Origin of the sequence: Colwellia sp. MB02u-14 (assembly GCF_014076915.1) — a bacterium.
Classification (GTDB): Bacteria; Pseudomonadota; Gammaproteobacteria; order Enterobacterales; family Alteromonadaceae; genus Colwellia_A.
In genome coordinates this window covers 380,007-394,753 of the sequence record NZ_JACGUX010000062.1, presented here as the reverse complement: position 1 = coordinate 394,753, position 14,747 = coordinate 380,007, and the positions used below count along the sequence as shown (strand labels likewise).

Annotated in this window: 12 protein-coding genes; 6 read left to right on the top strand and 6 right to left on the bottom strand. The window is 37.0% G+C overall.

The features are described 5' to 3' along the window. Positions 1-1,766 (top strand): bifunctional diguanylate cyclase/phosphodiesterase (locus tag H4J52_RS06565; protein WP_259367825.1); only part of this gene is annotated, 1,766 nt, incomplete at its 5' end. Between the two features lie 260 nt (positions 1,767-2,026). Here the strand turns inward: H4J52_RS06565 and H4J52_RS06560 are convergent. The 4 genes from H4J52_RS06560 to H4J52_RS06545 form a co-directional block, all read right to left on the bottom strand. Continuing rightward, a complete protein-coding gene (locus tag H4J52_RS06560) occupies positions 2,027-2,602 on the bottom strand; it encodes an SOS response-associated peptidase (protein WP_182224389.1) in 576 nt (191 codons plus the stop codon). A 10-nt stretch (positions 2,603-2,612) separates the two neighbouring features. Beyond that, entirely contained in the window at positions 2,613-3,869 is a 1,257-nt protein-coding gene (locus tag H4J52_RS06555) for a Y-family DNA polymerase (protein WP_182224388.1), read from the bottom strand. Then, entirely contained in the window at positions 3,857-4,270 is a 414-nt protein-coding gene (locus tag H4J52_RS06550; protein ID WP_182179787.1) for a LexA family transcriptional regulator, read from the bottom strand. The genes H4J52_RS06555 and H4J52_RS06550 overlap by 13 nt, the downstream gene beginning before the upstream one ends. 508 nt (positions 4,271-4,778) lie before the next feature. Beyond that, positions 4,779-6,230: a serine hydrolase gene (locus H4J52_RS06545; RefSeq protein ID WP_259367824.1), complete on the bottom strand. Its 1,452-nt coding sequence runs from the start codon at positions 6,228-6,230 to the stop codon at positions 4,779-4,781. A gap of 787 nt (positions 6,231-7,017) precedes the next feature. Between H4J52_RS06545 and H4J52_RS06540 the strand changes: the two genes are divergently transcribed. From H4J52_RS06540 to H4J52_RS06520, 5 genes are all read left to right on the top strand, one after another. After that, entirely contained in the window at positions 7,018-7,983 is a 966-nt protein-coding gene (locus H4J52_RS06540; RefSeq protein WP_182179789.1) for a M28 family peptidase, read from the top strand. 115 nt (positions 7,984-8,098) lie between these two features. Then, entirely contained in the window at positions 8,099-8,398 is a 300-nt protein-coding gene (locus H4J52_RS06535; RefSeq protein ID WP_182179791.1) for a hypothetical protein, read from the top strand. 617 nt (positions 8,399-9,015) lie between these two features. After that, positions 9,016-10,662 carry an acetolactate synthase large subunit gene (locus tag H4J52_RS06530; protein WP_182179793.1) on the top strand — a complete coding sequence of 549 codons (1,647 nt, stop codon included), beginning with the start codon at positions 9,016-9,018 and terminating at the stop codon, positions 10,660-10,662. Between the two features lie 560 nt (positions 10,663-11,222). Further along, positions 11,223-11,480, top strand: a complete 258-nt coding sequence (locus H4J52_RS19655) for a hypothetical protein (protein ID WP_220461068.1) — start codon at positions 11,223-11,225, stop codon at positions 11,478-11,480. Between the two features lie 204 nt (positions 11,481-11,684). Further along, entirely contained in the window at positions 11,685-12,557 is an 873-nt protein-coding gene (locus H4J52_RS06520; protein ID WP_182224387.1) for a GGDEF domain-containing protein, read from the top strand. A gap of 119 nt (positions 12,558-12,676) precedes the next feature. Here H4J52_RS06520 and H4J52_RS06515 read toward each other — a convergent pair whose 3' ends face one another. Continuing rightward, positions 12,677-14,062: a lyase family protein gene (locus tag H4J52_RS06515; protein ID WP_182179797.1), complete on the bottom strand. Its 1,386-nt coding sequence runs from the start codon at positions 14,060-14,062 to the stop codon at positions 12,677-12,679. A 341-nt stretch (positions 14,063-14,403) separates the two neighbouring features. After that, positions 14,404-14,532: a hypothetical protein gene (locus H4J52_RS19925; RefSeq protein WP_259366745.1), complete on the bottom strand. Its 129-nt coding sequence runs from the start codon at positions 14,530-14,532 to the stop codon at positions 14,404-14,406. Positions 14,533-14,747 lie beyond the last annotated feature (215 nt).

Here is a 14,747-nt window from a genome sequence, read left to right as displayed (position 1 = left end):
AATTTCAAAATAATGAAAAAGAAAAGCGAGCGGCTGAACTCGTTATCGCCAATAAAGAACTTGAATTTCAAAATAATGAAAAAGAAAAGCGAGCGGCTGAACTCTTTATCGCCAATAAAGAGCTTGAATTTCAAAATAATGAAAAAGAAAAGCGAGCGGCTGAACTCGTTATCGCCAATAAAGAACTTGAATTTCAAAATAATGAAAAAGAAAAGCGAGCGGCTGAACTCTTTATCGCCAATAAAGAGCTTAAATTTCAAAATAATGAAAAAGAAAAGCGAGCGGCTGAACTCGTTATCGCCAATAAAGAACTTGAATTTCAAAATCATGAAAAAGAAAAGCGAGCGGCTGAACTCGTTATCGCCAATAAAGAACTTGAATTTCAAAATCATGAAAAAGAAAAGCGAGCGGCTGAACTCGTTATCGCCAATAAAGAGCTTGAATTTCAAAAAGATGAAATCAAGAACCTAGCTTACTATGATATGCTGACGCAGTTACCTAACCGCTGGCAATTATTTGATAAACTTAATCAAGCTTTAGCCGCTAGTGCACGTAGTGGTCATCAGGGTGCGGTATTGTTTCTAGATTTAGACCACTTCAAAAACCTCAATGATACGCTCGGACATGATATTGGTGATTTGTTACTGCAACAGGTGGCTGAACGACTAATTACCTGTATACGTGCAGAAGATACTATTGCTCGCTTAGGGGGTGATGAGTTTGTGATAGTGCTAGAAGATTTAAGCGATAATGTCATCAAAGCCGCTGCTAAAACCAACGATGTAGCCGAAAAAATATTCCTCACACTTAATAAACCCTATCAACTTAATGCTCATTACTACCAGAATACCACCAGCATAGGGGCCACACTATTCATGGGTCATGAACTCAAACCAAATGAACTATTAAGGCAAGCTGATATTGCTATGTATGAATCCAAGAGTAAAGGTCGTAATACTCTGAGCTTCTTTAATTCAATCATGCAAGAGATAATTACTGCTCGTGTTAATCTTGAAAATGAGCTATGCAGAGCGATTGAGCAAGAGCAATTTCAATTATATTATCAAGTACAAGTTGACAGCACCGGGAGGGCCTTTGGTGCTGAAGCTTTAATACGCTGGCAGCATCCAAAACGTGGCATCATTTCTCCTTTGGACTTTATTCCAGTCGCAGAAGAGACAGGACTTATTATCGCCATTGGGCAATGGGTACTGCAAACCGCCTGTGCACAGTTGAAGCGATGGGAACAAGATCCACTGACGCATCATCTCACATTGTCAGTCAATGTGAGTCCTAAGCAATTTTTTGAAACAGAATTTGTAGCGCAAGTGCAGGCAACTATACAACTTTATGGCATCAACCCTACTAAGCTTAAATTGGAATTGACCGAGAATATGTTGGTAGATAATATTGAAAAAATAATTATTACTATCAATACGTTAAATGAAATGGGCATTACTATATCATTAGATGACTTTGGGACGGGCTATTCATCATTATACTACCTAAAGAAATTACTCATTTATCAACTCAAAATTGATAAATCATTTGTACATGATATTGTCACGGGCATCCAAGATGAAGCAATTATTCGTGCAATTATTGCCATGGCACACAGCCTAAATATAAGTGTAATTGCTGAAGGGGTTGAAACAGAAGAGCAAAGACAGTTTCTACTTAATAATGGCTGCATTCACTTTCAGGGTTATTTATTTAATAAACCTGTTCCTATTGATGAATTTGAGCTTTTAATTAGAAAAAGTTGAATAATGTTTAATTGGTAAAATATATTAATTTCTGTTTGATACGTTTTTTTGCCTTACCATATGAATCGGCAACCGCAGCAATGAGTCTTAAAGCAGCCACACGAGTGAGCTGCAAATATTGGCTAATATTGCCCTAAATTTTCTCCTGAATTTGCAAAGGCTGAATGTCCGCAATTGGCTAGGAGCTGAAGTATTGAGTTAGTCACTCGTAGCTTCCGCTATGCGCACCAGGGGATATTAGTACTAAAAACTAACCAGCTTTAGGTATTGTAATCAGCATTAAAAACATTAATCATCTCTTCATTCACATGATTTAAGAGTGGAAATACTTGCTCATTATCTGAATTAAACCAATAATCGGCGTGTTCAGGCAATATAAGTACTGGCATGCGCTTATGATACTCTCCACATTTGGCATTAGGGGCTGTCGTTAATGTGACTAGTTCAGTTATTTCGTGTTCGAATAATATGCCAGCCATGTACAGTGGCATTTTGTCAGCATGCTCAAAAAGATATTTAACTTTCTTACCTTCTTCTGTGCGCCATTCAAACCAACCGTTACAAGGCACTAAGCATCGTTGATGTTGAAAAGCTCGCTTGAAAGTAGGTTTTGTTGCTACTGTTTCAGACTGGGCATTGATTATTAATCTTTTGGACCAGCTTGGCTTTATTCCCCAATTGGCATTTACTTGTTGGTACCCTAATGGGGCAGTTGTGATTGTTGCCGCTAACTGACTAAGGCTAAAGTTAGTATTGGCCGTTACTTTAAAAGAAGTATCGAACAGGTTACTAACTAGCGGAGCTATTCTCTCAACAGCACTAAATCGACCACACATTTAAAATGCCTTAACAAATAATTTTAGGAATATCATGCCATTTACTTGTATAGCTTGGCGATAAAAATTCACGCCTCATGTTCCATTTATGTACTTGGCCTGCGCTAGCGACTTCAACAGTAGCATTCCCGTATCGATTATTTATAACGTCATAGCAGTTCATTAGCTCAGGATCATCTGTATTCACTGTAAATAGATCATGTTGCTGAAACTTACTATCTTGTAATTGTATTGCACCCACGCCACAACGGTAATAGTTAACGCCATTAATAAAAACATCAGTCATAACCGTTGAGATAGCGTTAGCAATTTTTAATGTATTGTCTGTTGCGATAGGAAATTCATAGATCACCGATTTGTTGAAGTAATTATCATCATGTGGCGAACTAGCAGCAAAAATTAATAACCTTTTGATTAACGATTGTTGATTCCTTACTTTACGTGCGACAGTCGAACCATGGGTTGTTAATGCCGCTTTTAATGCATGGTAGTTAGTGACTCGTTCACCAAACGATCTGGTAGAAAATATTTCTTTTTTCGGTTGTTTTATATCTTCCCAATTGAGACAAGCAACGCCATTTAATTCATTAATAGTACGTTCAACGACAACACTAAATTGTTTACGCATCACTTTAGGTGATTGGTTAGCTAATTCCCACGCTGTATTTATACCTAAGGTGTTTAATCGTTTACCTGACCGAGAGCCAATGCCCCATACATCCGTTACTGTCATGCGCGATAAGACTTCTTTGCGCGATTTGTCATCATTAATAACCGCGACACCATCATAACCCGATAATTTTTTAGCTGCATGATTTGCAGCCTTAGCCAATGTTGGTGTTGTTCCAAAACCTACACCAACCGGTAATCGTGTTTCACGCCATACCGCTTTTCTGATGGTATGACCATACTCGTGCCAGTCAGTGATGAGTTTGTTGTAATTTTTGAACTGTAAAAATGATTCATCAATTGAATAAACGTACTGATTATCGCAGAACCTTGATATGACATTCATCATCTTGTCGCTTAGATCTGCATACAGCTCATAGTTGGAAGAACGGATCACCACATTATGCTTTGCTAAGAAATGTTTAATTTGAAAGTATGGTTTGAACTTGGGCACACCTAAACGTCGTGCAATAGGGCAAACTGCACATATACAACCGTCATTGTTCGTCAATACAACAACAGGTTTATTTCTTATGGACGGGTCAAATACTTTCTCGCAAGATGCGTAATAAGAGACAGCATCAACTAACGCATACATGCGGTAAGCTCTCTTGCTTGTCGATGTAAGCGTATTGAGCGAGTAACTACGCCCTCAATCTGAAACTCATCTTCAGGTGTTATTTTTACAGGTTGATGCAGTACGGAGGCTGATATCAACTGTGCATGCTTCTTATCAATAAATTTACAGGTAAAACAGCCATTGTAATTAGCGACTATGACATCACCATCTTTTACCTGTTCGGAGCGGTCAACTAACAACAAGTCACCATCAAATATGCCTATATCTTGCATTGATTGTCCTTTAGCCACACCGATAAAAGTAGCATCAGGGTTTGCAATTAATAATTGGTCTAGAGATAATCCAAGTTCTTTATATTCTGCTGCGGGTGATTCAAAGCCAGATATACCAGCCTCGATAAAAATAGGAATAACTTTCATAATACACAACAACTATACTGTACAAAAACACAGTATAATTTATAAGTGAAATTTTATATAGACTTTGTAATAATTATTGTGTCTTGATGTAATTATTAATAGGTTATTGACTGTTCCTGCCACACTGAAGACATTAGCACTTGAGAATTGTCACTAAAATCTTTTGTATGTTTTGATCAACAGTGGAGATGGCAGAACAACCACATTACGCTAGTAGTTTCCTGATAGCTGACATTCCCCTTAGTTGAATACAAGTGTCGTTTGATAATAACTTTTTACCAATAAGCAGCTAAGTTCGAGTGTGAACTAAGCCACCAAAGCGGTCATAGACTTCAAATAAAAGCGACTGAACTGCCTGGATAGCAGATATAATGGCCCTGATTTGGCATGCTGTTCTTATCACTTTGAGGCATTACTACTTACTAGTATTATCACAAAAAACCATCAGGCTTTACGTACAAACTTTAGGGCTTAACATTTTAGTAATTAAGTCCTCAGGTAATTCTTTTTATTGTTTCTCTCTAATTGCATTAATTCCACCCCAAAAAGAAATGTAGTTTACCTCTCCTTTATCATTAGGATGTAAGAATAAACTCATGCCAGTCATGGAGAATAACTGTTGTTCACTTTCAGGAAAAAATACTTCATTCTTAACAAACTTTCCAATATTAACTAAAAACTTACCACGTTCTTCGGTTATAACTAAAGTAGTTTCAAATGGTTCCGTTATTTTATACTCACCTAGGATAGACTTGAATAACTTAGGTGCTAATGTGGATTCAACTTTTTCTGTCGGTTTAAATTCATTCCAATGATAAATTTCACTTGCTCTAATCATGATTTCATCAATCAGTGAAGTACCATTTTCGCCATTAGTCATAATCACGATTCCATCGCCCGTTTTTGTGTGAGCAAATAAATGCGCCATAAAACCTTCGTTAGCGCCACCGTGACTAAAAGAACTAATTTCACCATCACCTTCTAAGAAAAAACCAATCCCCATAGGGGGTATTTGAGGGGTTAGCATTTCATCAATGGTACTTTTAGAGAAAAAAGAGTCTTTATTACCTAAGTCTGCAAGCTGTATTTGTGAAACTAAGCGTAATAAATCAGATGGTGTAGTCCATAGCCCCGCAGCAGATAAAGTTGCATACGTATGCGCACCACCAACTACAGGTTTACCGTCCGCATTATGGGCAACTGCCGCATTACTTTTTAAAGCACCGACTAAAGGCTGACTAAAGCTACTATGTTGCATCATTAAAGGCTCAAAAATAGTTTTTTTAGCTAATTCGGTTAATGAGCTTTTAGTTTGATCTTGCAAAACAAGTTGGGCTAAAGTTGTTCCTCCTCCTGAATATCTGAATTGAGTGCCTGGCTCAATATCTATAACAACAGGGGCAGAATTTGCAGGTTTGACACCATTGAGTAATGAAGTAATAGAAGGGACATCAGAACCATCTGTATAGCCTGCGAAGCCATGAACAGTAGTACCCGCAGAATGGCTGAGTAATTGGCGTAATGTAACTTTATTTTTACTAGCCCATTCATGAGCAGGTAGTTTCCAGCTTTTAAGTAATGTATTTACATCTACATCTATATTTAATCCATTATCTTGACGGTATTTCATCAATGCACTAGCAAAAACGGGTTTAGAAATGCTTGCCGCTTGAAAAACAGTATTCTCATCAATAGGTCGATTACTGTTCAGGTCAATAACGCCTTCAGTGTGCGTCCAGCTAATTTTGTTATCTTTTAGAAATCCTATTGAAACAGCAGGTACTTTATAATGTGCCATTCGTTCTTTTAAACTACTAAGCTTTGAAGGTTTACCCTTTATACGGACAGTAGGTTGAAGCCCTACACTTATAGGCTGTATATCCTCATCAGATCCCTTTGCTTGAACGTGAGATGGAAAAAAGCTAGCTAGTATACAAAAAACAAATATATTAAATTTCAAAGTTCATCCTTATAATATTATGAAATCAGTTAGTTATTTATAACACAGTAAAAATACGAAGCAATAGGTAGAAAAGAAACATCAAATGTTCACCTTCTAGGAAACCCTGTTGTGAATGGTAAATATTGAGCTTCAAGCAATATTTAAACTGCTAAAATTTTAATTTTTCTATACGCACAAATCATTTCGAACTCAAATTAAGTTAACGGCAGCTAAGAGCTTGAAACGGACGTTAGGTATAATGATGTTCTAACTTCCCCCTTTGCGCACAAAGTGATCATTAATATCTTTCTGTCTCGACAACTTGTGAGCGAATCTCAACTCGATGACTAAAAATCGATTTAGTTCGAAAACATCATCTCATGGAGGTGTGATTTCAATGGGCCGACTTGTTGAGATAATCTCATTTGTAATGTCTATTCACAAAAAGAGCTTGAACCGCGTCATCGCTGGGCTGTTTGTCAGGATATGAATCAGCCCAAAAATCGATAATATACCAGTGCACGTCAAGAATAGCTGTTTCCTCAAACTCACTGCTTTTAATGCATTATCAGAAAGATAAGTTACTTTAGGTTTAAGTTACCTTGTAATAAAATGACTTTGATGTGAGACTCTTACTATGGTGCATCATATCTAATACTATAATTCATTCTTGTGTTATAAATATAAGCCATTCAAAAAAGACAAATAACAGTTGCTATTTGCTCACTCGTCATTTAATTTTTCCAACTATTATTTGTCTCTTCGTGAGACGTTATGTTTTTTTTAACAGGAGTTTATTTCCTAAATGAAATCTTTGCCTCGATTATTAACCGTAATAATGATTTGTTTAATTAGTCTGTGGATTTTAATTGCTAGACCATTTATCACATCACATTCAGTGAAAATTCATGATATTGATCCGAAACTTTTAAAAGAAGAAGTGAGAAGGATTAGTCAAGATTTTTATCCAAGAGATAGCCAAAATCCTGAAATACTAGCTAGCCTTTCTGAGTATATATTTACAAAGTTTAAAACAAATACCAAAACGGTAGAGTTTCAGAAGTTTAAAGCTGGAGGGCACGAATATAGGAATGTTATTGCCAAGTTTGGGCCCAACACTGACAATGTCATAGTTATAGGCGCTCATTATGATTCATACTCAAATTTACCTGCTGCTGATGATAATGCATCAGGGGTTTCAGGATTGTTTGAACTAAGTCGATTGCTAAAAAAAATGAACCTAAAAAAGCAGGTGCATTTGGTTGCGTTTAGTCTAGAAGAACCTCCGTACTTTGCATCCGAAAAAATGGGAAGTTATATTCACGCAAAAAGCTTAAAAGAAGCTGGGATCAATATCGATTTAATGATCAGTTTAGAAATGATCGGATTTTTCAGTGATGAAGATAATTCTCAAACTTTTCCAATACCTATGCTAAGTTTAATGTACCCATCAACTGGTAATTTCGTCGCTATAGTTGATCAGATTTTTTCAAATAAAGCGTTTGAAGTTAAATCAGCAATAAATATGCATACTAATATTAATGCTTATTCGATTAATGCTCCACACAGTTTAACCGGAGTTGATTGGTCTGATCACCGAAATTATTGGGCCATGGGGTTTCCTGCTGTAATGATTACAAACACATCGTTTTATCGGAATAAATCTTATCATACTGATGCGGATACCTTTGATAAGCTTAATTATGAAAAGATGGCTGAAGTGATTTATGGTGTATTCAGGTATATACAAAGCTCTAATTCAGAAACATAGTAAGCCATTAAACAAGGAAAAAAGCAGTTGGTTTTTTTTGCTTCTTCGTTAATTTTAACCAACAATTATTTGCCTCTTAGTGAGGCGTTTTAGGTAACTAAAGGAAAAACAACCTATGTTAATTATTCACATTTTTACAGACTTTATTGCAATCCCAATTTTTATTATTGCGCTGTTAGTTTCATTCTACGTATACAGAGGAAGTAATAATAAATCACAAAAATTATCAAGTGTATCGTCGTTTAGTTTTAATATTTGTATCCTATTAGGTGTTAGCTACTTTATGTATGGTTTATCATCGGATATGGGTATTGAAAATGTAGGACCTTATGCCGCTGCCATGTTATTACCAATCCTTTACTCCGCATTGTTTTCTCTTAGCGTAAAAATTTATCTAAATAAAAGTGTTGCTTAAAATAAAATAGGAAATACGACTAGAAGTATTGTAACTCTATCTTGCTCTGTGCCCCTATTCGCCATAGAAGTAGAAATTTATGTCCGCTATATGATCGGAAAGTTGTCCTTAACATTCAGGAAGTCTTTATGTCAGGAATGCGCACAAAGTGATCCTAAATATTGCTGATTGAGTCTCAAGTATTATAACTGAAAAGTCGTCTTTTGAGAAAAGCGATCTTGGCTGTATCCCTTTAAAAATAGACAACCGTAAATGAGACTAATATCAATCATTATGCGTAGTCACAAAATTGTTCATTCAATTCTTATCTTTGCTAATGATTGATTCACCACTCATTGCCCTATGAATGGATTAGGGCAACGCAGAATAATGAGTGCAGTAAGTTATTACCCACTTTTTATTATCCGCTTTAGTCGTTTTTACACATAAACTTCATTTAACTCGACCTACATTTTTTTAACTATAGATCTATTTCATTTGCTATTTCATTTGCTATTTAAGTCAGCTGATTAAATGTATAAGCTAATTTATGTAGTAGTATAAGATGAAGTTGAAATAAATGTCGGTCAGCAGAATAACCAAAAAGGCCGTGACTTTTTGTCTAATGGAGACGCTTTATGAAAGCATCAGATCTATTTGTAAAAGCCTTAGAAGCTGAAGGTGTTGAATACATTTTTGGTATACCTGGTGAAGAAAATCTCGATATTCTTAACTCACTTGTCAACTCTAAAATCAAACTTATTTTAACTCGTCATGAACAAGCGGCTGGATTTATGGCAGCCACTTATGGTCGTTTGACAGGAAAAGCTGGGGTCTGCATGTCTACACTTGGACCGGGCGCAACTAATTTAGTTACAGCGGCAGCTTACGCACAATTAGGTGCTATGCCTATGATGATGCTTACGGGGCAAAAACCCATTAAGAGCAGTAAACAGGGGCAATTCCAAATTATTGATGTGGTTGACATGATGCGGCCAATCACAAAATATACTCGTCAGATCGGCGGCGCTGATTTAATTCCCGCTAGGGTGCGTGAGGCTATTCGACTCGCAGAAGAAGAGCGCCCAGGAGCGACACACATAGAACTTCCAGAAGATATTGCCAGTGATGTTACTGATGTACCTATCATTCAAAAGAGCTCTTTTCGCCGACCAATAGCAGAAGAAAAATCAGTCAGCGCGGCGGTTAAAATGATTGAACAAGCCAAATCCCCGCTGCTATTAATTGGTGCAGGGGCTAACCGAAAAACTACCTCAAAGATGTTACGTGAATTTGTCAGTAAAACTGGCATTCACTTTTTTAGTACACAAATGGGTAAAGGCGTGATTGATGAACGTGATCCGCTCTTTTTAGGTAATGCCGCTTTGTCTTCAGGGGACTTTTTACACTGCGCTATAGAACATTCTGATCTAATCATTAACGTAGGCCATGATGTAGTTGAAAAGCCGCCTTTTTTTATGGAAAAAGGAGGCTTTAAGGTTATTCACGTAAATTACACCACGGCATCAGTAGATGCTGTTTACTATCCACAACAGGGGGTTATTGGTGATATTGCTAATAGTGTTTGGCAATTATGTGAAAATATTAACGTGCAAGAAACATGGGATTTCTCATACTTTTTGAGCGTAAAAGAACATGTTGAACAACATTTAAGTGAAGGAATAAATGACAGTAGGTTCCCGATGTATCCACAGCGTATTGTTGCCGATATCAGAAAAGTAATGCCAGAAAATGGGATCATAGCACTAGACAATGGAGTATATAAAATCTGGTTTGCTCGCAATTATAAAGCCTATCAAACGAATACGGTTTTACTCGACAATGCACTCTCTACAATGGGAGCCGGTTTACCTTCTGCAATAGCCGCAAGTATTGTTTACCCAGATAGAAAAGTGATGGCGATCTGTGGTGACGGTGGTTTTATGATGAACTCTCAGGAACTTGAAACTGCGGTACGTTTAAAAGTAAATATCACCGTGCTAATTCTTCGAGATGATGCATATGGCATGATTAAATGGAAACAGGAAAATATGGGGTTTAAAAATTTCGGCTTAGATTATGGTAACCCTGACTTTGTAAAATATGCTGAAAGCTACGGTGCATATGGTCATCGAGTTGAAAGTAGTGATGCACTTATTCCCTTACTGGACGTTTGCTTTGCCACAGCAGGGGTTCATGTTATTGATGTTGCTGTGGATTACTCAGAAAATGACAGAATATTGCATCACGAGATCCAAGAAAAAAGCCGCTTAGTCAACGAGTAATACGTCACGTTATATTGGCAACATCATTGAAAATTAAGGCTGTGCATAGACAGTGAAGTTAATAGTGAACCCGTCATGATCACACTGAATGTTTATGGTTAAAAGTTTTAAGCCTCTGTGTGCTGGCGTACATACAAAAAGTCATACCACCTTGTATGGTAAAGGTATTACTTATTTATAAATAAAACCTTAATGAATATAGGAGGGTAGGGGATGTTACGAAGTTTTAATGAAATTATACGTTTCCAACGTCAAGGTATTGATGAAGAAATAGGCCGTTGTAAATATTTTCTCTTTGACACACGTTCTGGGAGAGTAAGTTATATGGTGGCTGACACCAATAAATGGCTTCCTGGTGGGAGAAAAATATTAATCAGCCCATATCACTCTTTGCTCCTAACTGGGAAGAACATTAATTTCCGATTAATTTAACCCGAGAAGAAGTTAAAAATAGTCCTGTCCTTAATGATCATCAATCGGTATCTCATTTATATGAATCTGAGTTTTTTAAATACTATGGTTACGGTAATCATTGGACGGATGAAGCTGAAGATTGGCATTTGCGATCAACAGATGAGGTAAAGGGATATGAGATACATGCTACGGACCAAAAAATTGGCCATATTGACGGTTTTATTTTAAATGATGAGGATTGGAGTCTTCCTTATATTATTGTTGATACGCGTAATTGGTTACCCAGTGGATATAAAGTTCTGATTAGTCATAAATGTATCGAAGCAGTAAACTGGGCTGGGGGATCTATAGTGGTTAATGTAAGTGCTAAAAATATAAAGGAAAGTCCACCTTTTGATTTATAACGACTTGTTGATCCTCAGTATGAGGTTCACCTTCGTCAGTATTATGATCTTTCGAAAAATTCAAAATACTCACAAGATCTCAAGGACAGATTATAAACAGAGATGACAAATGAGTTAAACAAAAAATTATTCACCATTCGCTTGGTATTTTTTATTAGGTTTTTATGAATTTTACTTAGCGCTTTAGACATAAAGGAGGCTCTCATGAACTCTAACAATTCATTACCGGATGATAATACAAAACGAATGCTCGTTGATATTGAATCAACTGACAGACTTACCTCAGATTCAATTGATAAGTTCTCGCGTAAACCTGCTTTGTTAAAGAGCTATTTGGACGCTTCTACTGGCCATACCTTTTCAGAATTGATTTTTCGTTTGACGCATGAAATTTATACAGAAAAAAAAGCATCGAATCTTTGGCATAAAATCGTTAAACATAGGAAAGATTTAAAAAATAAACTTAACCGTGATATGGGTATGCTTGTGTCCGCGCTTGACTATCTCTCTAATATTTCTGGCGATATTTCGAGCCCAAAAATAATGGGGGATCTGCGCATTGAAGCCGCAGCTGCTATGGCAACCCGTGATGCGTTGACCGGACTATACTTGCATGGTGTATTGGACTTTATGTTGGAACAGATGGTTGCTGAACATAGTAGATATAACAAAAGTCTTTCCCTGCTTATGTTAGATATCGATGACTTTAAGCAAGTGAACGATGTTTATGGTCACCAATTTGGTGACGAGATACTACAAAAACTGGGGAGAATAACCAAAAAAACTATTCGTGATGCCGATTTCCCTGTACGTTATGGAGGTGAAGAGTTCGTTATTGTTTTCCCTGATACTGCGATTGATTCAGCCGCTGAAATGGCAGAAAGGTTACGAATGGAAGTGAGTAGATACTGCTCGGAAAATGGACCAAAGATCACCGTGAGTATTGGTGTTTCATGCATACGTGATCCGGATGTTATTACCGCGTCTGAATTAATTCGCCAGGCTGACGATGTAATGTATAAGGTCAAAAGTAGTGGTAAAAATTGTGTCGGAAAAATGCTTGGCTCCTCTGGTTAACAAAGTACATTGAACCGACACTACAGCGTAAAAATGCTAACTATTATGGGAGTGGTTAGGAAACATTTTTCATTAAATTATAATGAATCTGTATCAATTAAATTGACTACAAATGCTGACTATTTAATCGCACCATCGTTACCTATGAGTCTTTTGGGGTCTAATCGGGCAATAAGTTCTACTTCGCTGATATCGGTTAGCTCTTTGGCAACATCTAAGACGCTTCTTTTCTGTGCATAGGCTTTTTGGGCTATTTCCGCGCTTTTTTCATAGCCGATCAAGTTTGTTAATGCGGTGGCTAATATAGGGTTTTTGACTAAATTTTGATTAATCATCAAATGATTTACACTCATGTCTTGTATAACTTTATCAGCAAGTGCAGTGCTGCTTGAACTGAGCAGTTGAATACTTTGCACTAAAGTATGAGCAATTAAAGGTAACATGGTGTTGAGCTGAAAATTACCCGATTGTCCTGCTAAGGTAATGGTTGTGTCATTTCCTATTACCTGCGTGCAGGCCATTAATACAGACTCGGGTATCACAGGGTTGACTTTACCTGGCATAATACTACTGCCTTTTTGATGTTCGGATAGCTGTATTTCATTTAAACCATTTAATGGTCCACTGCTAAGCCAACGAATATCATTGCTAATTTTACTCAGACTAACCGCGGTAGTTTTAAGTAAGCCACTTATATGTACGGCAGTGTCTTGAGCACTTATTGCTCTAAAGTGATTTTCAGCGGGTATAAATGTTAACCCTGTTTTTGCTGTTAATAGGCGAGTAACAATAGCGGAAAAATCCGGATGTGTGTTAACGCCTGTGCCAACGGCAGTGCCACCAATAGCAAGCTTGCATAAACTGAATAAGCTATTTTTAAGCTGTTCGTATGCATAGCTAACTTGAGCACTCCAACCACTTATCTCTTGGGCAAAACTCAGCGGCATCGCATCCATTAAATGCGTACGGCCTGTTTTTATGGTGTCATGATGTTCATTGGCTTTTTCATCTAAGGTGTTACGCAAATGATCTAACGAGGGCAGTAACTGTTCCGCGACAAGTTTTGCAGCACTTAAATGAATACAAGAAGGGATGATATCGTTAGAACTTTGCCCCATATTTACATCATCATTTGGATGAACGTTGATTGTATTGTGACTAGCTAACTTGACTAATGAAGCAATGACTTCATTAGCATTCATATTCGTGCTGGTACCAGAGCCTGTTTGAAATACGTCAATGGGAAATTGATTATCGTGAAAGCCATCAGCCACTTCCTTAGCCGCTAATTGAATCGCAGTAGATTTATCTGTATCGAGCAGTCCCAGCTCTTGATTAGCCTGTGCACAGCTGCCTTTTATCGTTCCCAACGCCCAAAGAAATGCGCGCGGCATTTTTAGATCGCTAATGGTGAAATTAGTCAATGCTTTGGCTGTTTCACTACCATATAAACACTCGGTTACATGCTTGTTATTGGACGTTGTATTGTCGTCTTTTTTTTGCATTTCTTTGTCCTTGTTTTTTTGGTCAATGGAATAAAGCCACTCGCCAACTACATGTTACGTTTGTGAGCCATATTAATATTTATAGTAGCTTCTATTTTTAGAAATCACTTACTCATCATAATAGAGTAAGGTTAAGAAGAGTAAATTCAATAGGGCTATTAATTAGACATTAGTGTGTTTTAAAACGCTTTGAGATAATCTGCATCCTTCAATTTATCAACTTTATATTCATGGCAAAATTTTATCTTTGCCAAATCAAGATTACAGGTGACTGTTTAATCTTGGCAATTTAAAGTTTCAAGATGCCCAGGCATAATAAGCACCTTTTTACCACCAGGAAATCAATCCCGTGTATCAACGACAAGACAACGCAGTGACCAATTGTAGGTATCCCACATTAAGTCTTTTTTATCATCTAAATCTAAAGCATGAATACTGCTACCGCTTAATGTTTTTAAATTGATTAACATTACCTTCTCCTGACTGATGAATTAGATTTCACAACTGACTTTAACCAAACAACATTAATGGCCCACTCTTAAGCGAAAACAATCACTAAGACGATCACGGTCAAAGGGGATACCGATTAAATAATTGAATACTAATTACATTACAACCAAATTGTATCGTCTCATTATCTCTAGCTCTGTGCGTTACCGTACAGGTTGTACTAGGTTAAAATGGG